Source organism: Pontibacter sp. YIM B11418, assembly GCF_059278805.1.
Window position 1 is genome coordinate 377,416 of the sequence record NZ_JCAEMH010000006.1, and the last position, 19,914, is coordinate 397,329.

Annotated in this window: 21 protein-coding genes; 10 read left to right on the forward strand and 11 right to left on the reverse strand. The window is 50.3% G+C overall.

The window, feature by feature from the left end:
- Positions 1-40 precede the first annotated feature (40 nt).
- Both AC4QZR_RS16610 and AC4QZR_RS16615 read right to left on the reverse strand, forming a co-directional pair.
- On the reverse strand, positions 41-742 hold the full coding sequence (locus tag AC4QZR_RS16610) for a DsbA family oxidoreductase (RefSeq protein WP_494481933.1): 702 nt from the start codon (positions 740-742) through the stop codon (positions 41-43).
- Between the two features lie 75 nt (positions 743-817).
- The gene (locus AC4QZR_RS16615) at positions 818-1,447 is read right to left on the reverse strand and encodes an NAD(P)H-dependent oxidoreductase (RefSeq protein ID WP_494481934.1); all 630 of its coding nucleotides are present in this window, start codon (positions 1,445-1,447) and stop codon (positions 818-820) included.
- A 116-nt stretch (positions 1,448-1,563) separates the two neighbouring features.
- Between AC4QZR_RS16615 and AC4QZR_RS16620 the strand changes: the two genes are divergently transcribed.
- The 3 genes from AC4QZR_RS16620 to AC4QZR_RS16630 all read left to right on the forward strand — a co-directional run bounded on the left by AC4QZR_RS16620 (position 1,564) and on the right by AC4QZR_RS16630 (position 4,774).
- Complete coding sequence (locus AC4QZR_RS16620) at positions 1,564-1,995, forward strand: winged helix-turn-helix transcriptional regulator (RefSeq protein ID WP_494481935.1); 432 nt, start codon at positions 1,564-1,566, stop codon at positions 1,993-1,995.
- Positions 1,996-2,125: 130 nt separating this feature from the next.
- Positions 2,126-3,538 (forward strand): DUF1800 domain-containing protein, encoded by a 1,413-nt coding sequence (locus AC4QZR_RS16625; protein ID WP_494481936.1) that lies wholly within the window; start codon positions 2,126-2,128, stop codon positions 3,536-3,538.
- 24 nt (positions 3,539-3,562) lie between these two features.
- A complete protein-coding gene (locus AC4QZR_RS16630; protein WP_494481937.1) occupies positions 3,563-4,774 on the forward strand; it encodes a DUF1501 domain-containing protein in 1,212 nt (403 codons plus the stop codon).
- A 175-nt stretch (positions 4,775-4,949) separates the two neighbouring features.
- Here AC4QZR_RS16630 and AC4QZR_RS16635 read toward each other — a convergent pair whose 3' ends face one another.
- The 3 genes from AC4QZR_RS16635 to AC4QZR_RS16645 all read right to left on the reverse strand — a co-directional run bounded on the left by AC4QZR_RS16635 (position 4,950) and on the right by AC4QZR_RS16645 (position 8,633).
- Entirely contained in the window at positions 4,950-6,086 is a 1,137-nt protein-coding gene (locus AC4QZR_RS16635) for a putative sensor domain DACNV-containing protein (RefSeq protein WP_494481938.1), read from the reverse strand.
- A 221-nt stretch (positions 6,087-6,307) separates the two neighbouring features.
- Positions 6,308-7,906 carry a M20/M25/M40 family metallo-hydrolase gene (locus tag AC4QZR_RS16640; protein ID WP_494481939.1) on the reverse strand — a complete coding sequence of 533 codons (1,599 nt, stop codon included), beginning with the start codon at positions 7,904-7,906 and terminating at the stop codon, positions 6,308-6,310.
- Between the two features lie 157 nt (positions 7,907-8,063).
- Positions 8,064-8,633: a pseudouridine synthase gene (locus AC4QZR_RS16645; protein ID WP_494481940.1), complete on the reverse strand. Its 570-nt coding sequence runs from the start codon at positions 8,631-8,633 to the stop codon at positions 8,064-8,066.
- Positions 8,634-9,052: 419 nt separating this feature from the next.
- On the opposite strand from AC4QZR_RS16645, the gene AC4QZR_RS16650 reads away from it, so the two are divergent.
- The 4 genes from AC4QZR_RS16650 to AC4QZR_RS16665 are packed head-to-tail and all read left to right on the forward strand — an operon-like array spanning position 9,053 to position 11,663.
- Complete coding sequence (locus AC4QZR_RS16650) at positions 9,053-9,442, forward strand: hypothetical protein (RefSeq protein ID WP_494481941.1); 390 nt, start codon at positions 9,053-9,055, stop codon at positions 9,440-9,442.
- A gap of 9 nt (positions 9,443-9,451) precedes the next feature.
- Positions 9,452-10,546, forward strand: a complete 1,095-nt coding sequence (locus AC4QZR_RS16655; RefSeq protein WP_253405636.1) for a toxic anion resistance protein — start codon at positions 9,452-9,454, stop codon at positions 10,544-10,546.
- Positions 10,546-10,734 (forward strand): hypothetical protein, encoded by a 189-nt coding sequence (locus tag AC4QZR_RS16660; protein ID WP_220627855.1) that lies wholly within the window; start codon positions 10,546-10,548, stop codon positions 10,732-10,734. The genes AC4QZR_RS16655 and AC4QZR_RS16660 overlap by 1 nt, the downstream gene beginning before the upstream one ends.
- Positions 10,731-11,663: a hypothetical protein gene (locus tag AC4QZR_RS16665; RefSeq protein ID WP_494481942.1), complete on the forward strand. Its 933-nt coding sequence runs from the start codon at positions 10,731-10,733 to the stop codon at positions 11,661-11,663. The genes AC4QZR_RS16660 and AC4QZR_RS16665 overlap by 4 nt, the downstream gene beginning before the upstream one ends.
- Before the next feature lie 582 nt (positions 11,664-12,245).
- Here AC4QZR_RS16665 and AC4QZR_RS16670 read toward each other — a convergent pair.
- Positions 12,246-13,802, reverse strand: coding sequence for a protein adenylyltransferase SelO (locus tag AC4QZR_RS16670; protein WP_494481943.1), 1,557 nt, complete (start codon positions 13,800-13,802; stop codon positions 12,246-12,248).
- A 186-nt stretch (positions 13,803-13,988) separates the two neighbouring features.
- On the opposite strand from AC4QZR_RS16670, the gene AC4QZR_RS16675 reads away from it, so the two are divergent.
- Both AC4QZR_RS16675 and AC4QZR_RS16680 read left to right on the forward strand, forming a co-directional pair.
- Positions 13,989-14,918 (forward strand): 2-hydroxyacid dehydrogenase, encoded by a 930-nt coding sequence (locus AC4QZR_RS16675; protein WP_494481944.1) that lies wholly within the window; start codon positions 13,989-13,991, stop codon positions 14,916-14,918.
- Positions 14,919-15,332 (forward strand): VOC family protein, encoded by a 414-nt coding sequence (locus tag AC4QZR_RS16680; RefSeq protein WP_253405643.1) that lies wholly within the window; start codon positions 14,919-14,921, stop codon positions 15,330-15,332.
- A 98-nt stretch (positions 15,333-15,430) separates the two neighbouring features.
- On the opposite strand, the gene AC4QZR_RS16685 is transcribed toward AC4QZR_RS16680, so the two are convergent.
- From AC4QZR_RS16685 to AC4QZR_RS16695, 3 genes are all read right to left on the reverse strand, one after another.
- Positions 15,431-15,937 (reverse strand): GNAT family N-acetyltransferase, encoded by a 507-nt coding sequence (locus AC4QZR_RS16685; RefSeq protein ID WP_494481945.1) that lies wholly within the window; start codon positions 15,935-15,937, stop codon positions 15,431-15,433.
- 29 nt (positions 15,938-15,966) lie between these two features.
- Positions 15,967-16,854 carry a dienelactone hydrolase family protein gene (locus AC4QZR_RS16690; RefSeq protein ID WP_494481946.1) on the reverse strand — a complete coding sequence of 296 codons (888 nt, stop codon included), beginning with the start codon at positions 16,852-16,854 and terminating at the stop codon, positions 15,967-15,969.
- A gap of 226 nt (positions 16,855-17,080) precedes the next feature.
- Complete coding sequence (locus AC4QZR_RS16695) at positions 17,081-17,875, reverse strand: SDR family NAD(P)-dependent oxidoreductase (RefSeq protein ID WP_494481947.1); 795 nt, start codon at positions 17,873-17,875, stop codon at positions 17,081-17,083.
- 334 nt (positions 17,876-18,209) lie between these two features.
- On the opposite strand from AC4QZR_RS16695, the gene AC4QZR_RS16700 reads away from it, so the two are divergent.
- The gene (locus AC4QZR_RS16700) at positions 18,210-18,425 is read left to right on the forward strand and encodes a hypothetical protein (RefSeq protein ID WP_494481948.1); all 216 of its coding nucleotides are present in this window, start codon (positions 18,210-18,212) and stop codon (positions 18,423-18,425) included.
- Positions 18,426-18,497: 72 nt separating this feature from the next.
- Here the strand turns inward: AC4QZR_RS16700 and AC4QZR_RS16705 are convergent, their stop codons facing one another.
- Together AC4QZR_RS16705 and AC4QZR_RS16710 are read right to left on the reverse strand one after the other, a co-directional pair.
- Positions 18,498-18,932: a hypothetical protein gene (locus AC4QZR_RS16705; protein WP_494481949.1), complete on the reverse strand. Its 435-nt coding sequence runs from the start codon at positions 18,930-18,932 to the stop codon at positions 18,498-18,500.
- Positions 18,933-19,088: 156 nt separating this feature from the next.
- Positions 19,089-19,634 (reverse strand): YfiT family bacillithiol transferase, encoded by a 546-nt coding sequence (locus tag AC4QZR_RS16710; RefSeq protein ID WP_494481950.1) that lies wholly within the window; start codon positions 19,632-19,634, stop codon positions 19,089-19,091.
- Positions 19,635-19,914 lie beyond the last annotated feature (280 nt).

The following is a 19,914-nucleotide window of genomic DNA, read 5'->3' on the forward strand; positions in this document are numbered from 1 at the left end:
CCTTTGTCTAGAGTTCTTTTGTCTTAATATCTGTCATTGTTTAGCACACACCGCCCACTTCGCAGCTGTTGCCTTCGATGTCGAGCTTCTGGATGCTAGGTGCTACTTGCTTGAATACGTTCAGGAAAGCTTCGGCAGGCTGAGCACCACTCACCAGGTACTGGTCGTTGATCACAAAGGCGGGCACCCCGGTTATACCTGCGGACTGCGCAAAAGCTTCCATCTGGCGTACTTCCTGTTTACCTTCTTCGCCTTCAAAAAAGTTCTCTAAACGCTCAGCCGGTATACCCTGTGCTATACCTATTTCCTTGAGCACCGCCGTGTCGTTCATCTGGCGGTTGTCTGTAAAATACGCTTTGAACAACGCACTTGCCATTTCGTGCTGCACACCGTACTGGCCAGCCAGCCAGATCAGGCGGTGACCGTTAAAGGTGTTGTTCACTGTCATACCCTCTGAAAAGTTGAATTTTATACCTTCCTCAGCTCCGGCCTCGGTCATACGCTGGTCCATAGCCGGCACCTGCGCCACAATTTGTTCGCCGTAGCTACCTTTGAAATAATCGAGGCGGCCCAGGCCACCCTGGGGGATATTCGGATTGAGCTCAAAAGCTTTGAAACTGATCTCGGCTTCGTATTGGTCTCCCACCTGCTGCAGGGCTTTGTCGAGTCTGCGCTCGCCCACGTAGCACCAGGGGCAGTTGATGTCGGAAAAGATGTCTATTTTGATTTTCTGCTTTGTCATGGTCATTAAATTAAATGCGTAAGCCGACGGCTACCCTATTGAGGCAGCCGCCGGCTGAACATGCTATGCTGAAGCTTATGCTTCCAGTACGAATTTTTCTTTCTGGCGTCTTACTTTTGGCAGTTTTACCAACCAGTCGTTGTCGGCGTCGCGGTAACCAAGCGGCATCAAAGTAACGCTTCTCAGGCCCTTTTCTGGTAGGTTGAGCAGTTTGTCCAGCGCGGCTGCGTCGAAACCTTCCATCGGGGTGGCGTCCACTTTTTCGGTGGCGGCAGCTACCAGTCCCACACCAAAAGCGATGTATGCCTGGCGTGCAGCCCAGTTGAAATTCTGCTCCTGTGTGTTGCCTTCGGCTGTACCTAACAAGGTGTTTTTAAAGTCCTGCAGATTCTCGACAGGCATGTTGCGCTCAGAGGCCGTGTGCGAAATAAACTCATCGATATGTGCAGGAGTGACGTCGTCCCAGGCGGCGAATACCAGCAAGTGAGAGCTTTCCTCGATCTGTGGCTGATTGTAAGCAACTGATCTGATCTGCTTTTTCAGTTCTTCGTCCTCAATCAACAGCACTGAGTAAGGCTGCAGACCCATGGATGAGGGAGCCAGGCGGATGGCCTCCAAAATACGTTCTACTTTATCGGACGGCACGCGCTGGCCGTTCATGCGCTTGGCGGCGTAGCGCCACTGCAAAGTTTCTAGGATATTCATGTCTATACAACAGTTAAAAACCCAGTAATGTTTCATAACTAGGTTACTTTTGGTAACTCAAAGGTATTTTTTAAATTTGTACCTGTCAAGCAGGCACTTTAGCCGCACCTAGTAACATGGAAGTAACTATAGTTGATAATCAGCGACTTGCAATCCAGAAAAAGATTGATAAAGTTTTGTGCAGCAAAGCAGATGTTACGTCCTGCTGCCCGATAAAGGATATTCTGGCCCGTTTCGGAGACAAGTGGTCCATCTACACCATCCTCACGCTGGGGAAGGAGGAAAAACTACGCTTCAACGAACTCAAAAGCCAAATCAATGGCGTTTCCCAACGCATGCTCACCGTCACACTCCGCTCGCTGGAAGAAGACGGCCTGGTGAGCCGTGCAGTATACGCTGAGATTCCGCCCCGCGTGGAGTACAGCCTGACGCCGCTGGGAGAGGGCTTGCTGCTGCAACTTCTGCAATTGGCCGATTGGGCCAAGCTTAATATTGATCAGATTCTGGAGGCGCGCAAAAGGTATGGAAATAGAGAAATGCAGGCCTGACATTCTTGATGGCAGGATGGCTTGAACCGACTAGCTGTAAGTTTATTAGAGGCTATACCTGTCAGTATATATTTTCAGGTATATTTAAACCCTGATGAGACCTTTTCATCTAAGTTTAAATGGCATCTGCATGAAAACTTCAGCACGCGAACAAAAGCTACAGCACCTCTACTGGCGGGCTGGCTTCGGTATACCTTTCAGGCCTGATCAGGCAAGCCCCGGCATCAAACAGGCCGTTCGCGAGCTCCTTCATGCGTCGAGCCAGGCAGTCCCCCTGCAGGTAGCGCTTCCACACACAGAAACAGCCTTGCCGGCTGATTCGCAGAATGCCGAGATGCGCCAGCTGCGGCAGCGGGAACGGAATAAAGGATTTGTGCTCCTCAACAATGCCTGGCTCCAGCAAATGGCTACTTCCGAAGCCCAGCTGCGCGAAAAGATGACCCTTTTCTGGCACGGGCACTTTGCCTGCCGCCTGCGGGAGCCCCGTTTTGCACTGCTGCAGCACAACACCCTGCGTGAATATGCACTGGGCAAATTCCCCGACCTGCTACTGGCCATCTCAAAGGACCCCGGCATGCTGCAGTTCCTCAATAACCAGCAAAATCGCAAACAGCGCCCCAACGAGAACTTTGCTCGCGAGCTGCTCGAGCTTTTCACACTTGGCCGGGGACACTATACCGAACAGGACATCAAAGAAGCCGCCCGCGCCTTTACCGGCTGGTCTTACAACCCGCAGGGTGAGTTCGTGTTCCGTGCACGGCAGCACGATCGGGGCCAGAAAACCTTTATGGGGAAGCGGGGGAACTTTGGCGGGGAGGAGATTCTGCAAATGATCGTGGAGAACCCGCGCACAGCCGAATTTCTGACCGAGAAAATCTATGCCTTTTTTGTGAGCGAAGAGCCTCACCCGGAGCGCATCCAGGCCCTGAGCAGCTACTTTTACGAAACAGGCTACGATATACCAAGGTTGCTGGAGAAAATCTTCACATCGAAATGGTTCTACGGACCGGATGTGGTCGGGAGCAAGATCAAATCCCCGATCGAGCTGCTGGCTGGCTTGCAACGCCAGTTTGACCTGAGCTATGCTGATGGCCGCAGTCCGCTGGTGTTGCAGCGGGCGCTGGGGCAGGAGCTGTTCAGGCCGCCTAATGTGAGCGGCTGGGCCGGGGGCCGCAATTGGATCGATAGCTCCACGCTCGCTTTCCGGCTGCGCATCGGGCCGGCGCTGCTGCAGGAAGCGGCGCTGGAAGTCAACCTAAAACCTGACGACGATACTGAGCCAACCGCCCCGCGAAAGCGCAGGCAGGATGGTTTACGGATCGTGCGCGCCAAAGCCGACCTGAGCGGACTGCACCAGCAACTGCAAAAAGTGAAGGACCGAGAGCTGATCGAGGAACTTAGCCAGAAGCTGCTGCAAGTGCCGCTGCAACCAGAAACTGCTGCTTTGCTCACCCAGCACATACCATCGGGGGCCGCACACACCGACAAAATCACGCTGCTGACGCTTCGACTGCTTTCTTTACCTGAGTACCAGTTATGCTAGTCTTCCACCACTCACTTTCGCACTATGGCAAGTAAATCCAGAAGAGAGTTTATTAAAATGTCGGCGCTGGCCTCCGGTATGCTGCTGGTACCTAATTTTCTGCATGGCCTTGACCGTAGCGGACTGCCGCTGCTGGCCAACTCCAACGGTAAAAGGTTGGTGGTGATTCAGCTCAGCGGTGGCAACGACGGCCTGAACACGGTGGTGCCTTACCAGAACGACCTGTATTACAAAGCGCGCCCTACCCTGGCTATACCTTCCCGTGAAGTGCTCACGCTGGAAAAAGGGCTCGGGCTGAACCCGGCGATGGAGAAGATGCGCCTGCTCTACGATCAGGGCTACGTGTCTGTCCTCAACAGTGTGGGCTACCCGGATCCGGACCGCTCCCACTTCCGCTCCATGGACATCTGGCAATCGGGCAGCGCCTCCGACGAATACCTGAACACCGGCTGGCTGGGCCGCTACCTCGACAGCTTATCCGGGCCTTCGGCCAACTACGCTGCTATTGAGGTAGACGACACGCTCAGTCTGGCGCTGAAAGGGGAAAAGTACACTGGTATAGCCGTGCAGGATGTGAAGCGCTTTTTTCAAGCGACCAACGACCAGTTTCTGAAGCAGGCGGCGCAGTTGCATGTAGAAGAGCATTCTCACCACCAAGTCGACTATCTTTATAAAACGCTGATCGATACGCAGCAATCGGCTGGTTACCTGCAGGAGAAAACCAAGGTATACCGCAGCAAAAAAGATTATCCGAACGGGGAGTTTTCCCGTAACCTGAAAACCATTGCAGAGTTGATCGCCTCCGGAGTGGAGTCTAGAGTGTATTATGCCTCCCTCACCGGTTTCGACACGCATGTGCGGCAGGCGGGGCAGCAGGCAAACCTGTTGCAGGAGCTCTCAGAGGGCCTGTACAGTTTTGTGGAAGAACTGAAGCAGCAGCAGGAGTTTGACAATACGGTTATCATGGTATTTTCAGAATTTGGCAGGCGCGTCGCCCAGAACGCCAGCAACGGAACAGACCACGGCACGGCCAACAATCTTTTCCTGATCGGCGGAAAACTAAAGCAGGCGGGCATTTACAATGATGCCCCCAACTTGCAGGACCTCGACCAGGGTGACCTTAGGTATAGCATCGACTTCCGGAACATCTACGCCACTTTGCTGCACAATTGGCTGGGCGGGGACGTAGCAGGTATACTGGGGAACAAAACCCAGTTGCTATCAGGGCTTGTGTAAGGCATCGTTTTAAAAAATCCCGCCGCTCAGGTATAAGCGGCGGGATTTTTTAAAACGATGCCTTGCGGATTGACTATTCCAAAATTTACATCAAGAGGTGTTATTTCCGTCATAACCCATTAAGAATCAGTCTTGTAGCCATTGAAGATGCCGCTTACGAGTTGAATAATAGCTCTTACAGCAGAAGCGAGTCAATGCGGTTGGCTTGCACCATGTTCTCGCAGGTGGACCAACTGAAGATGGTGAAGCGGCCGTCCTGGGAAGCGACCAGTGCAATCGCGTCGCGCTGGTCGTATACGAACTGAGCCGCCGATAAATGCCGTGTGCCGCCAGTCAGTGCAGGCTGGTCTATGATGGCTCCGCCTCCAATCACCGGCTCCGTCAGAATCAACTTTTCGACCGGAGTGCTTCCCAGCTTTCGGTCAATCTTGGCGCCAAAACCATACAGTTCATACTTGTCGCTGATGATGGTGGCACCGTCCACGGCTGTGAAACCTGCCATCGCATCGATCGCCCGTTTCATCTCATCCGGCCAGAGCGGGTCCTTATCGTCTTGTCGTAGCATCAATTCTGCCAGCTCAGAATAGGCAGGCCCCACCGCATACCGCATCGGGTGCCGGATAGACTCGCGCCATGTCTCTGAACCTTTAGGCACAACCAGCAGGATACCGCCTTTCTGATGGGAGCGCATCGACACAGCCAGCTGCACCAGCACATTGAGTGACTTGTTCCAAACGGTAAGCGAACTGAAGCCCAACAGCGAGTACAACAGATCAGGACAATCAGGTATGTTGACGCTTTGTTCATCTACGATCTTTACCTGATCTCCTGTCAGCACGGCCACGTTCACAAATTTGCCAAAACCATCTTTTCGACGGTGCTTGATCACCAGCAGACCAGGCTCAGACACATCGAGCACAAAGCAAAAATCAGGTATACTGCGCGTCATCCCCCAGATGTGCAGGAAGTCTCCTTCGTACCACACGCCCAGGTGGATGCCCGGGCGCTCCACACCCGGCCCGATCTTGGTGAGCACAGCAGAGGTGAGACTGAGGTGGTGCTCGAACAGCAGTGGCTGCTCAGATTGTTCCGGCGGCAGAAAGGCAAGCGATAATCTGGGGGAATGACCTTCTTCCCGTCGCAGGCTCGCCCAGAAAGCGGCATCGATCATGGTTTCGATGATGCGAGCCGGGGGGATGGTCGCCAGGTTGGTATCGTTTATTTCTTTGGCTGCATTGATCTGGCTGGCAAAATGGTCTTCTGCAATCTGGGCTACTTCACGTGCGGCCTTGTATGTCGATTTACCGATCATGTGTGTCTTCGGGTTTCAGATATAGGCGACAGCACGAAAGTGAATGAGGATGTGGCACTGCCAAAAGTTTTATACGGTGTTCTGCAAGAAAACTTATAATTGCCTTCAAAAACGATGGTCGGAGTGGAGGTAGGTATAGCCAAAAAAAGCACAGCCGCTACAGAAAGTCTGCAGCGGCTGTGCTTTTAGAAATGCAGGTATACGACCTGCGAAATGTTAGTTTAGTCTAAACCACCTTTGCGGGTTGCAGGTCTTGGTTCAGGCCAGGTCATCTGGTCGCCCGTACGTGGGTTAACCGGCATCACACTACGCTCACGCGATACCAGTTCCGGCTCTTCGCTGGCCATGTATGCCAGAATAGCCGTAAGGATCACGTTGCTGCGCACATCGTCGAACACCACTTTGTCGTAGGTGTCGCGGTTGGTGTGCCAGGTATAGTTGCCATAAGACCAGCTCAGGGAGCTCAGCATAAAAGCAGGAATGTTGTGCGGAATGAAAGAAGCATGGTCAGAACCGCCGCCGCCCGGGAAACCAGGGTATGAGGTCTGAATGTCTTTGGTGATTTCACGCGGCACGGCGTTCAGCCAGCGGCCCATGTAGTCGTAAGAGTTCAGGAAGCCCTGACCAGAGATGTTAGCCACGCGACCTGTACCGTTGTCCTGGTTAAACACAGCCTGTGTCTTCTTCACAATTTCAGGATTGTCCTCTACGAAAGCGCGCGAACCGTTCAGGCCCTGCTCTTCACTACCCCAGTGACCTACCAGAATGGTACGCTTCGGGTTCGGGTATACCTGCTTCAGAATGCGCATTACTTCCATCATCAGGATCGTGCCGGTACCGTTGTCAGTAGCACCTGTACCGCCATCCCATGAGTCGAAGTGAGCGGAAAGGATCACGTACTCATCCGGCTTCTCAGTGCCCTTGATCTCAGCGATGGTGTTGAACGTAGGAACCGGCTTCTTAGAATGCTTCGACTCGGCTACTACTTTGATCTTTGGCTTGCTGCCGTTCTCGGCCAGACGGTACAGCATACCGTAGTCTTCGAGGGCGATATCAACCGTAGGGATTTTCTTGGTATAAGCGCTGAAAATCTTGTTCACGCCAAAACCTTGTGACCAGTTTGACATCACGATACCGGCAGCACCGGCCTGCTCCAAAGCAACAGGCAGCGTACGGGCGTTTTTGCCGGTGGCGGCGATGCGCTTGCCCCAGGCAGCGTTCTGCTCGTCACGCACTTTCTTCATTTTCTCAAATGACTCCGGCGTGGCGAACTCTTTCCAATTGTACTCCGGGCGTCCGCTCGGCTGGTTCATCGATACCATCACCATTTTGCCTTTCACACTTGGCAACCAGCGCTGGAAAGCAACAGAGTCAGCGAATTCCGGCATCGTGATCACCTCAGCTGTTACGCCTTTAGAAGGAGTGGAAGGGCTCCAGGCCAGTTGCATACCTTCAATTGACTTAACGCGTGGGTGTACCATGTCGATGTGCGTCACACCGCGCTCCCAGCCGCGCCACTCGCCGTAGTTCTGAACGCGGGCATCAATGCCCCAGCCTTTGTACTTGTTCACAGCCCAGTCAGCGGCCTGCTGCATCTGCGGGGTGCCTACCAGTCTTGGTCCGATGCCGTCCATCAGTTCGTGGCCCAGTTTCTCGAGCTGCGAATTTTCATTGGCCATCTTGATGATTTTCTCGATAATCGGATCTTGTGGTTTCAGCGCCTGCTGTTGCTGCTGTGGTCGCTGCGCGAAAGCCACGCTGCTCACACCGCCTGACAGCATCAAGGCCAGGGCCAGCATGTGAATAGGGTTTTTCTTCATGGTTAAGTTTAAGGTATGGATTGTTTGTATGATATGTTAAGGGTATGCCCGCTCAAGATAGTAAATTTGTGTTATTTAAGCTGAAAGCCATCAATAGACTAGCGAATGCTGCTTTGGTTTAACAGCCGCTGAAATTTTAAGGTATAAGCGACTGCTTTCACCCCAAATCGAAGTTCTCTACTTCGGCCACTGAACCCGGCATAAAGGCTTCCAGCCGGATATTCCCAATCCGAACACGCACCAGCCGCAGTGTCGGGAAACCTACGGCGGCGGTCATTTTGCGAACTTGCCGGTTTTTCCCTTCCGAGATGGTGATAGACACCCAACTGGTCGGGCCGTGGCGGTCGTCGCGGATGCGGCGGCTGCGCTCCGGAAAATCAGGCGCATTTTCCAGGCGAAAAGCGGTGCAGGGGCGGGTACCGTATTGCTCACCGTACAACCCGATGGCGACGCCTTCCTGCATTTGAGCGATGGCTTCGTCGGTGATCAGGCCGTCGACCTGGGCGTAATATTCCTTCTCCACATGCTTGCCGCGCACCAGTTCGCTCGTTTTGCCGTCGGTGGTGAGCAGAAGTAGGCCCTCGCTTGCCTCGTCCAATCGCCCGATGGCCATGGTACCGGCCGGAAAATCGTGCAATTCGCCCAGTAGTTTCTGCTTTTTCTTGTCGGTGACGAACTGGCTGATGTAGCCGTAGGGTTTGTGCAAAATAAAATGCCGGTGCTGCATGCAAGCGAAGGTATGAAATCAGGTATAGAATTGGTCGCAAAATAGACAAAACCCCCGAATTTATCGGCAAGCCACGTAAAGGCAGCGGCCCGTTTTGCGTAATAGGACAAACATAAGACACAGTCGCCACGGGAACATGCGCACGCTATACCTTGTTAATCCTATCCCGGCCCCGGTGACAGCCCGTGCAATCGCTTCCGCGTATAGAAGATGAAAGAAGGCCGGTCAGGTATAGACAGAAACAGTGCAGAAAGGAATCATTCAGGCTTTGATTGGTCAATGCTAAAGACATCCGTCCCGCCTACACTTGATTACTTCAATTTATTTTGCTTCTTTACATAAGTAATTGAGCTTTTAACTATATTAATACAAAAGTGATTTTTTGGACATTCTTAATAGCAGCTTTACTGGGTTATATTGTGGGGCACTACGTGATACCGAACCGCAAACTACGGCAGGCCCTTCTTGATGTGCGCAAACAGTGCGCTGCCGCCCTCGAGGAAGGCAACAAAGGCGTGTATAAGACCATCGTGACTGATAACGGAAAGTCGTCGGAGCTGGTGGTGGAGGTGCGCGAACTGGCCGTCACCAAGACCGGGCAGGTAAAGGTAGACTACGTGAGCGCCCAGTACCGCAACCCCGATTTCAGAAATAAAAAAGGCGAAGCATTGCTAAGTGAAGTGCGCGACCTGCTGGGCGAGTACCTGCCCCTCAACGATATTGAGTGGTACGAAACCACCGACCGGCACGAGAACATCAAAAAGTACTTAAACTCATTGGACCTAATCAACCACAACCTTTTCAGGTAATAAAACAAGATGGAAAAAACAGCGAAAACAGAGATCACGATCGTAGAGAATCAACAGAAGATACAGGAGAAAGCTCTGGCGATCTCTAAATCCATAGATCCGGGGAATCCGGAAAGTCTGAGCAATTTTGGTGTGGAGACGCAGCGTAAACTGGGACACTATTCCAACGAACTGCTCACCAAAGTAAAAGCCAAAGATTCCGGCGAAGCAGGCGAGGCCATCAACGAACTCCTTAACCAGATCAACATGATCAAAATTGAGGAGCAGGAGAAAGGTGGGTTCTTTTCCAGACTTCCATTTGTAAAAAAGATATCTGATAAGTCGAAGCAACTGGCTACCCAGTACAATACTGTTTCGGCCAACGTGGACGATGTGGTGGTAAAGCTGGAGCGTACCCGCCAGAGCATCATGAAAGACTCGACCAGTTTGGAAGTGATGTTCAACCAGGCGGTGGAATACATCCACGAGATCCGTTCAGTGATCGCGGCCGGGAAGATGAAAATCGATGATATCGAGCAAAATATCATCCCGAAAATGCAGGAAGAAGTGGAAACAAGCGGACAGGATGAACTGGCTGTGCAGCGTCTGAGCGATATGATCTCTTTTAAAGAGCGTTTAGAGAAAAAGGTGCACGACTTTCAGTTGTCGCACACCATTGCCACGCAGTCGATGCCGCAGATCCGTATGATCCAGACCACGAATGATGTGCTGGCCCAGAAGATCCAGAACTCCATCGTGACGGTGATTCCGGTATGGCGTCAGCAGGTAGCCATTGCCCTTGGTCTGGAGAAGCAGCGCAAAGCGCTCGAGATTCAGAAAAAAGTGACCGATACTACCAACGAAATGCTCCGCAAAAACTCTGAGCTGCTCAAGAAAAACGTGGTGATCGCGGCACAGGAAAACGAACGCGGCATTGTGGATGTGGATACGCTCAAGAAAGTGAACAAGGACATGGTGGAAACGCTCGACCAGGTGATCAAAATATCAGAAGAAGGCAGCAAGAAACGCGCAGAAGCCGTAAGAGAACTGGCGCAGGTGCAGGAAGAGCTCAACAGCAAGATCATCGGCACTTTCGGTAAGTCCAAGCAGATCGAAATTGAATAATGATATACAAAGGGGATAAGAAAGAAGAAGAACTAGCCGTCCGGCACCGCATCCTGAGCGACGAGCAGGAGGCGGTGCTGGACCTCTACATCCAGCACATCGACAATGTATTTGAGGAGATGAAGCTCTCGGAAAAACTGCAGGTCGAAATCGAAACCCAGCACCTCAAACGCATCCTGTCTAAATGATCGGTTTTTTTCGTTCGCTTTTCGGAATGGGGCAGGAGAACACCCGCACGGTCGTGACGCATCCCGGTGCTGCCGATGCCCGTGCTATGCAGTACATCCGTGCTTCCAACGCCCGACTCAATGCCCTGCACAGACTCTACGAGCGCTATCAGCACACACCGCACGCCGAAAAATTACTGGCCGTTTTTGAAAAGACCAAGTTAGTGCACAATTACCTGGTGACGCGTAAGCGCATACAGGAGCTGGAGCTGTTTCATGTGCAGAACACGGAGCATTTTATCAATACCTTCACGACAGTGATCAACGTGCACGAGCGGCACATCAAAGACAGTTACATTCCGGAGCGCGAGAAGCCAAAACCGCTGGCGCAGGTACAGAAACCACGTCAGCCAAGCCAGGCACAGCCACGACCTACTGCTCCCCCCCGTCAGGAGAATCCCGGTCAGCCTTTTGAGTCGAAGGTAGAGCAGGTGCTCAAACGCATCGAATCCGAAACGATCAAGGGCATTTATACGGCCCAGAAAGTAACGGAGATGGTGAAGCGGGTTGCCAATCAGGCGCCAATGACCCCGCCGGATGTGCTGCAGGCCAAAGTGCCCACGCTAGTTGTTCCCATTATCGCCATCGAAACTTATTCCCGCGTGTTCTACTCGCCGGAGTTAGAAGGTGGCGCTACTATTTCGCGCGAGATTTCCTTTACGTCTTCAGATTCCGATAAAGAGGTTTTTCTGCAGCATGTAGCGGGTAAGTTAGCGATTGATAAAGGAGAATTGAGCTATATCGGCAATACCATGCTGGCTATACCTGACACCAAGGGCCCGAGCCCCGCCCGGCATGTGCCGGTTGTGCATTGGCGGGGGTTTCCGTATGCCGTGAGTTTAATGGATTACCGGTTGTTTCCGGTGAGGATGCATCGAAAGAGTTTTTAGATTTAATTCAATTTATGGAAGAGCCCCTGAGATTTCAGAGGCTCTTTTTTTTGCCTGGCTGACAGGGATTATGGCGCGAGCGTCCTCGCTCATGTTTGCTATCGTGGGGCCTCCGGCCCAGGTGTAGGTATAGCTCACTGTTGTTTTCTAGCAACTTCTGTTGCAGGTATAGCTACTTGAATTGTTTCATTGCTTCGCCTGTGCGGCGGGCACTCACTTTTTGTCTTGACACAAAAAGTAAGCAAAAAGGTCAAGACTCCCCAAACTCGCTGACCGCTCAAACAGTGGGTAGTCGTAATGGTGCACCTGGCAAAGGCTATTTGTTTCATTGCTTAAGGGGCAAGTTACTCTTGCTATACCTGCCAGGGGCCTTTGAGATGAAGCTATACCTAACAACTGGCAATAGCTGAAGGTCCCCCTCCTGTTTTTAGGAGGGGCTAGGGGAGGTAAGTCCCCCTTCGAAGGGGGCAGGGGGATGTGAATCATGCATATGAAACTTCAGCCACGAAGCTATACCTTAAAATTAATAAGGGCCTTTTCCCCTTCAGGAAAAGGCCCTTATTAAATGGAGATCGACGAAGCTTACGAACTACACGACAGCATCGAGCATCCTGCTTTCTGCGATGCCCACTCCGGACGTGTCTGGAAAAATTCGTCAAACTTATCGGAATATGGTTCTTTGATCGCCTCCTGTAGCTTCACAAATAGGGGATCATCGCCTTTCTCTAATTCCTCGATGGCCTGGTGCAGCAGGTAGTTGCGGAGGACAAAACGTGGGTTGGCTTTTCGCATCATTTCCTGAGCATCTGAGCGCTTGATCTTGTTCGTGTTCAGTCGCTCCAGGTAGTTGCTGATCAAGGTATAGAGTGCAGTTTTTTGTGCTGCTGTCAGGTCGTCGTACAAGGCCCGTTTGAAGAAATCAGCTACTGCGTCTTCACTTTCTACCGAAAGCGGCAGATCGATGAGCAGCTGGTAGAAAATGGTCATGTCAGGCTGTAGTTCGGACAGTGTTTTCTCGAACTGACTGATCAGGTCGCGGTCCAATTGCGATACCTGGTCGAAGCCCAGTTTGCGGCCCATCATAGCGTAGTAGGCTGTCCAATAAACGTCCTTAAATATTTCGAGCGTCGCAACCAGTTGGTCTTTGTCGGTTAGCGGCAACAATGCTCCGGCAAGAGCGCCCAGGTTCCAGTAACCGATCGAAGGCTGCTTTCCGAAGGCATACCTACGGCCGGGAAGGTCGGTGGTATTTGGGGTGAAGTTCGGGTCGTAATTGTCCACGAAGGAGTAGGGACCGTAGTCGATGGTCAGGCCGAGGATTGACATGTTATCGGTGTTCATCACGCCGTGTACAAAGCCCACACGCATCCATTCCACCATCAGGTGGGCGGTGCGATCCACGATCTCTTTGAACCAATCGATCACTTTGTTCTCACCCGTAATATGCGGATAATAGCGGCTGATGGTCCAGTCAACGAGCTGACGCAGGTTATCGAGTTCTTTGCGAGCGTTCAGCATCTCGAAATTACCGAAGCGCAAAAAGCTTGGCGCTGCCCGCATCACGATCGCACCGGGCTCGTAAGCCGCATTGCCATTGTAGAACATATCGCGCAGCACCGGCTCACCGGTACTCACCAGACTGAGCGCACGGGTGGTCGGTATACCCAGGTAATGCATCGCTTCGCTCATCAGATACTCGCGCACCGAAGAGCGCAGCACAGCACGCCCGTCAGCGCGGCGTGAGTAGGGGGTAAGGCCGGCACCTTTCAGCTGCAGCTCCCAGGTTTTACCGTCGGGCGCTTCCCACTCGCCCAAGGTAATGGCGCGGCCATCGCCTAGCTGACCAGCCCAATTGCCGAACTGGTGACCGGCATAGCACGCGGCGTAAGGATACATGCTGTCTGTCACGCGGTTGCCGCCCAGTATGTCGATCTCCTGCTGCTCCGTTGGCTTGGCTATACCTAGGTCGCTGGCCAGCTCATCTGACCAGGCCAGGAGCGTTACTTTTTCAACCGGCGTAGGTTTGGCTTTGCTGTAAAGTACACCCGGCGTTTGGCGTGGCGTGAGCGTACCGCTGTCATCACCCGCAAACGCTTCTACAAATTCTTTTTTATAAATTTTTGAGCTCAGTTGCTCCATCTTCTTCAGTTTTAGGTATAAGGTAGCTGGATCTGGCACTTGTTTTAAACCTTTTGCCAGCCTTTTGATTTCTCTTTAACAAGATTTGTGCAAGATTAGTTAAATTTAGCAGACTTACCCCGAATAACACGTAAGCAGGGGCAGGCTATACCTTGCCACGCATCACCGAACAGACTTACAACTTTTATGTCAATCACCATATTCAGCCAGGGCAGAAACACGAGCCGCTGGGAAAATGCCCTGAAGGAACGCCGTCCGGGCTTAGAAGTACATGTTTATCCGGACACAGGTCCAGCCGAAGAAGTGGAGTTTGCCCTTGCCTGGAACCATCCGCCGGGCGCTTTTGCTAACTTTCCGAACCTGAAATGCATCTCGTCCACAGGCGCCGGTGTCGATCATATTCTCCGCGATCCCGAGCTTCCTCAAGGTATACAGATCACCCGCATTGTAGACGAAAACCTGACCCAGGACATGGCCACTTTTGTGACCGCCCAGGTGCTGAACCATGTGCGCGGTATGCACAGGTATAAGGAGGCACAGCGCAGCCATACCTGGAAGCAGCACAGCTACAAACGCACTGCCGACGTCGTGATCGGGGTGATGGGTATGGGCGTGCTCGGTATGCACACGGCACAGCAGCTAAACAAACTCGGCTTTAAAGTACATGGCTGGTCACGCACTCCTAAACTGCTGGAAGGTGTCGGAACCTTTGCCGGTACAGAGGAGCTGACTACTTTTCTGGGAAAAGCCGACATCCTGATCTGCCTGCTGCCCTTAACCAGCCAAACCGCTAATATTCTGAATAAAGACACGCTGGGTAAACTTCCCAAAGGAGCTTATGTCATAAACGTGGCGCGTGGCGAGCATCTGGTAGATGAAGATCTGATTGAATTACTCGATCAGGGGCATCTGTCCGGCGCCAGCCTGGATGTGTTTCGGGAGGAGCCGCTGCCTGAGGAGCATCCGTTCTGGGAGCACCCGCTGATCCATGTCACGCCGCATATTGCCAGCATTACCAATCCGGCTTCGGCTGTGTCGCAGATTCTGGAAAACTACGACCGCATGCGTCACGGGGAGTCACTCATCAACGTTGTATCTAAAACCAAAGGATATTAAATGAACCCATTTCACTATGCCTTCAAAGTGAAGGACATCGAATCGACGCGTCAGTTTTACGTAGACATTTTAGGCTGTAAAGAAGGGCGCAGCACCGAGCATTGGATCGATTTTGATTTTTTCGGTCATCAGCTTTCTGCCCACGTGAGCGCCAGCATACCCGAGCCCGATTACTGCGGACAAGTGGCCGGCATCAGTGTGCCGGTGCCGCATTTTGGCTGTTTGCTCAGCTATGCGCAGTTTGATGAAGTGCGCGAGCGACTGGTGCAGCATGCTATACCTTTTGTGGTAGAGCCCTATACCCGCTACGAAGGTCAGGTAGGAGAGCAGCGCACGATGTTCATTCTCGATCACAGCAAAAACCCGCTTGAGTTCAAGGCTTTCAAAAATCCGGAAGAGGTGTTTGCTTCCTGACCGTTTGCTATACCTGCTTAAAAGCAAAGGCCAGTCTGTATGTGTTACGGACTGGCCTTTGTGTTTAAAAACTGGGAATGCTATACCTGGGTTTCAGACTAAGTTGGTCGCCTGACAGCGTAGATCAGTTCATCCAGGTATTTTCCGTTTTTGTAAAAAGTCTTCTCCAGTTTCGCCTCCAGCACAAAACCGGCTTTCTCGAGTGCACGCTGTGAGCCGACATTATACCCAAAAGGACGGGCGTAAATGCGCGTGATATCCCAGTTTGCAAAGCTGTAGTCCACCATCTGGCGAATCGCCTCCGTGATGATGCCTTTACCCCAGAATGGCTCGGCCAGCCAGTAGCCCATTTCGGCGTTTTTCCGGTAAATGTCGTGTTGTGGGTGTACGCCTATACCTCCGGCAGCTTCGCCTTCTACCTCTATTGCCAGAATGTTCGGTGGATCGCTTTGGGTTGCCATTTCTATAAATGCCCAGCCTTTCTCGTAGGTATAAGGGTGCGGAAAAATATCCGACATATTTCGGGCAATGTTGATATTGTCTGCATACCGCACCAGACTGTCAAGGTCTTCCAGGGTCCAGGGGCGTAGTTTGAAATTGATCATCTGCCTGCGTCAGGTATAGCTTTGAGCCGTTATTTCAAATGTTGATCGAAAAAGTCGACAGTGCGTTGCCAGGCGAGTTCTGCTGCTGCTTTGTCGTAACGGGGTGTGGTATCGTTGTGGAAGCCGTGGTTTGTGCCCGGGTAGAAGTGCGCGGTGTACTTCTTGTTGTGCGCTTTCAAAGCCTCTTCGTAAGCCGGCCAGCCTTCGTTTACGCGGGTGTCGTGCTCGGCGAAGTGCAGCAGGAGCGGCGCCTTGATCTGTGGCACATCCTCAACGGGCGCCTGACCACCGTAAAACGGAACGCTAGCTGCCAGATCAGGTATACGCACGGCCATCATGTTCGAGATCCAACCACCGAAGCAAAAGCCTACCACACCGGCTTTACCAGTGCATTTCTTGTGATTTTTGAGGTAATCGTGTGCTGCTATAAAATCTTCGAGCATTTCGTTGCGGTCGCGCTGGCTTTGCAGGGTGCGGCCTTCGTCATCAGAGCCCGGATAACCACCGAGGGGAGTGAGCGCATCCGGCGCAAGTGAGATGAATCCAGCCAGAGCCGCTCTTCTGGCCACATCCTCGATATGCGGATTCAGGCCCCGGTTTTCGTGCACGACCACCACGCCCCCAAGTCTTTTCTTCGCATCAGCCGGCATCGACAGCAGCGCCTTTATCGGGCCGCCACCTTTGGGTGACTGGTAGGTAATATACTCCGAGATGATGCGCGGATCGTCGGCTGTGAGCTGTACCTTACTCTTGTAATCCGGCATCAGAAAGCTTGCAAGCGACCCTACCGTAAGTCCGCCCACCGCATAGATCGAGAGCTTCTGCATAAAATCCCGCCGGTTGATGCGGTTGTGGGCATAGTCGTCGTACAAGTCGAACACTTCTTGCTTGATGTCTTCTTTTTTGATCTCGTCCATAGGAGGTGGTTTTTTGTTATTGATGAAGCAGCTTTGCTATACCTGTCGGAATCTTGAAAAGTAACAAAACATCATTTAAGGTAATGAAAATGAGTGGGATAATAGTTAGGTAAGACTTATATTATTTTGATTTTGATAGAGAAAGTAACCTGTAGCTGCTCTTGTGTGTTCGGCTTCCCCTTTTTTCCTTCAAGGTCAGAATATGTGTTTTACTTTACTTTTCTCTTTAGGCGTCTGGTTTCGGGCTTTTTGAAATGATGAGTCTCATCAATCCGGGAAACCATCGTTGCAGCCAAACAAATGTTTTGCCATGGCCAGTAAAAATATAATTTCTCTTTCGTTTCAAAATAGCCTTTACCATTACTTTTGCAGCTTTATCAGTAGGCCAAATTAGATTTGACGGACGTGGATCTGGTCGCTCAGGATGCCAAACTCCATCATTGTCAATCCTTGCAATTTCTGAAACTACAAATCCAGGATGCATCGTCGTGCAACTCACACCAGTACCCATTAACTCAACCTGTAAAGTCTGACCAATTGAATATACAGCAGCTTTTGAAGCCCCATAGGCACCCAAATTTGGATTAGGAAGATATGCGCCCACACTGCCCACTAAACCGATCCTTCCATTGTTTTTCTTTAAATGGGGCAGGGCATATTTAACCGTTAAGGCTAAGCCTGTAACATTGCCTTGTAATTGTCTATTCCAATCTTTGGCTGTTAGCTTTTCTATACTTCCAAAAACACCAAAACCGGCATTAGCTACCACAACATCCAAACGGCCCCAGGTTGCAATAATTTGTTGGACTGCATTTTCAATAGCATTTTCATCCGTTATATCACACGGAATTGCCAATGCTTCCCCACCTGAATGACTAATCTCGTCTGCCACTTTATTCAATAGTTCTTTACGCCTGGAGGAAAGAACTACTTTATATCCTAATCTTGCCCATTCAAAGGCCATTGCCTTGCCGATGCCAGACGAAGCACCAGTTATCCAAACTACGTTTTTATGTGTCATTTTAATGATTTTTAGTTAGGATGATTGCTTTCTGAACTGACGGACAAGGGATTAGTGCAGGCAATGTGTGAGGCGTCAGCCGAACGTAATCCCTGTGCTTTGTTGGCGTATCATGTTTGTTTATTCAGTATAGGGTTCTTCTCTATGCTCAACGAAATCTCTAACCTTCGTCTTTTCAAGTATCTCTAAGTTTAGCTACCACTCCTTTAGACCAGGATAAAGCGGCAAGCCTACCATGTACCTTGTGCAAATAACTTTTTAGGAACGGTTGGGCAAGTAAGTAAAACTTCATATTCCAAATGTCGTTTCTAACGAGAAACATAAGAATACTACTATGAATAACTTATTCAGAGGATTGCTTGCTGGCTATGGCGCTAAAAAACTAGGTGGAGGATGCTTCAGTACGATTTTAATTTTTGTAATTATATGGGTGGTGCTTGGTCAATGTAGCAATACTTTTAAATCGAACGAAAGCGAAGAAAATACGACTAATCAAACCGAGATAAAAGAATCTGGATTTGCCACTTCCTGTGCCCCCGCCATTTGGTAAAAGTTTGTGTGCTTTTATGCTAATCTACTGCTTCCCCAATCATGGGTGTAAGTAGGGCAGTGGGTGGCAGCTTTATAATTCTTTATACTTTTTCCAAAAATCATAGTTGAAGCCAAGCATGTCTTCACCTACAGTAATTAAGGGCCAGTCATTGACAGCTTCATGTGTTAAGAATACACGCTTCTGACATCTTAAGGACAACCGCGTCATAAACTCAATTATTTTGTTTAAGTCAGCGGTATTAGTTATTTGCTTTGGATTAAAGTCGAATTGCCAATCCTTATTCTGATAGATATAAAATGCGATTTCGTCTATCTGAAAGCTATCAGCTTGGCCAGTAATTTCTGCTGTATTTATGCCGTATGTTTGGTCAATAAAGCTAACCAAGTCGTTGTGCTGGTGCAGAGAATAATTTTCAATTACTATTTGCTTCCAGTCTCCTTGATATTCAAATAGTATTGACTCCTTTATTTTATCCCAACTTTCCATTATCTCAATATTGCCCAACGTTTCGGGGCTTTGCGTTCGGGCGGGAAATCGAAGCACAAAAGCTGATATTATTAATAAGTTCAATTGAAAAACTACCATTGAATTTTGCACTTAAGCCCGCTTGGCGCAAAACCCTTGTTAGCGGTCCGGGCTTTTTATTCACTATTTTTCTGTTTATTCCCAGTTATGTCTCTTTTTGGTTTCAGTTATGTGAGCAAGATGATGATTACAATGCCAAGCATAAACACCTATATTTTCGTCAACTCTAAATGTCATTCCGTGTTCTGGATGAATAAAAACTCGTTTGTAATTTTCGTCGGTCAAGTTTATTAATAAAACTGTCCATCTTTCGTGGATGCCGTCTAGCATTTTCAATGATGATTGGATAGGCATATTTTTAGTGTCAATAAGTTCTGCCCAACGTTCTTCAAAATACGGCTTAATAGTAGGTTCGTCTTCCGTTAATGTAAGTTTTAGCCGAGTTAAACTATTCATATGACTGTCTGCACAATGATGAATAACCTGTCTAATTGTCCAACCATTTGGTCTGTATTGTGTATCAAGTTGTTGGTCAGTTAGGTTAATTACTTCGCTGGTTAGCCTCGCAGGAAATGTCGAAATATCATCAATCCATTGTTCTAGTATATAATTTGTTATTGTTGTTGGTTTGTCAAACTTACCAATCGGAAATTTTAATTTTTCTATTTCCATTTCTGTCATTTCGTTGATTTCGTGGGGTGTTGTTTTAGCTTGAACGCTAACGTGTCTGGCTTCGCGATGGCCGGGAGATTTACCTAGTGAACCTGCCCACTCAGGAGGACCTGCTTAGAATGATAAGGGGATGTAAGAATACAACCCGGCTGACGTGAAGCCTTGGTTGCACTAAACCTTCGGTAGCTGGTTTTAAAAAGCAGCGGATAAGGGCTATCTTTTGGATTCACATTTAACTTCTAATTAAGATGAAAAAAAAGAGCCTACCCTTATCCAGACTGCCTGCTCT

Coding starts and splice junctions, on each gene's coding strand:
- AC4QZR_RS16610 (WP_494481933.1), bottom strand. CDS start 742: ATGACAAAGCAGAAAATCAAAATAGACATCTTTTCCGACATCAACTGC.
- AC4QZR_RS16615 (WP_494481934.1), bottom strand. CDS start 1,447: ATGAATATCCTAGAAACTTTGCAGTGGCGCTACGCCGCCAAGCGCATG.
- AC4QZR_RS16620 (WP_494481935.1), top strand. CDS start 1,564: ATGGAAGTAACTATAGTTGATAATCAGCGACTTGCAATCCAGAAAAAG.
- AC4QZR_RS16625 (WP_494481936.1), top strand. CDS start 2,126: ATGAAAACTTCAGCACGCGAACAAAAGCTACAGCACCTCTACTGGCGG.
- AC4QZR_RS16630 (WP_494481937.1), top strand. CDS start 3,563: ATGGCAAGTAAATCCAGAAGAGAGTTTATTAAAATGTCGGCGCTGGCC.
- AC4QZR_RS16635 (WP_494481938.1), bottom strand. CDS start 6,086: ATGATCGGTAAATCGACATACAAGGCCGCACGTGAAGTAGCCCAGATT.
- AC4QZR_RS16640 (WP_494481939.1), bottom strand. CDS start 7,906: ATGAAGAAAAACCCTATTCACATGCTGGCCCTGGCCTTGATGCTGTCA.
- AC4QZR_RS16645 (WP_494481940.1), bottom strand. CDS start 8,633: ATGCAGCACCGGCATTTTATTTTGCACAAACCCTACGGCTACATCAGC.
- AC4QZR_RS16655 (WP_253405636.1), top strand. CDS start 9,452: ATGGAAAAAACAGCGAAAACAGAGATCACGATCGTAGAGAATCAACAG.
- AC4QZR_RS16660 (WP_220627855.1), top strand. CDS start 10,546: ATGATATACAAAGGGGATAAGAAAGAAGAAGAACTAGCCGTCCGGCAC.
- AC4QZR_RS16665 (WP_494481942.1), top strand. CDS start 10,731: ATGATCGGTTTTTTTCGTTCGCTTTTCGGAATGGGGCAGGAGAACACC.
- AC4QZR_RS16670 (WP_494481943.1), bottom strand. CDS start 13,802: ATGGAGCAACTGAGCTCAAAAATTTATAAAAAAGAATTTGTAGAAGCG.
- AC4QZR_RS16675 (WP_494481944.1), top strand. CDS start 13,989: ATGTCAATCACCATATTCAGCCAGGGCAGAAACACGAGCCGCTGGGAA.
- AC4QZR_RS16680 (WP_253405643.1), top strand. CDS start 14,919: ATGAACCCATTTCACTATGCCTTCAAAGTGAAGGACATCGAATCGACG.
- AC4QZR_RS16685 (WP_494481945.1), bottom strand. CDS start 15,937: ATGATCAATTTCAAACTACGCCCCTGGACCCTGGAAGACCTTGACAGT.
- AC4QZR_RS16690 (WP_494481946.1), bottom strand. CDS start 16,854: ATGGACGAGATCAAAAAAGAAGACATCAAGCAAGAAGTGTTCGACTTG.
- AC4QZR_RS16695 (WP_494481947.1), bottom strand. CDS start 17,875: ATGACACATAAAAACGTAGTTTGGATAACTGGTGCTTCGTCTGGCATC.
- AC4QZR_RS16700 (WP_494481948.1), top strand. CDS start 18,210: ATGAATAACTTATTCAGAGGATTGCTTGCTGGCTATGGCGCTAAAAAA.
- AC4QZR_RS16710 (WP_494481950.1), bottom strand. CDS start 19,634: ATGACAGAAATGGAAATAGAAAAATTAAAATTTCCGATTGGTAAGTTT.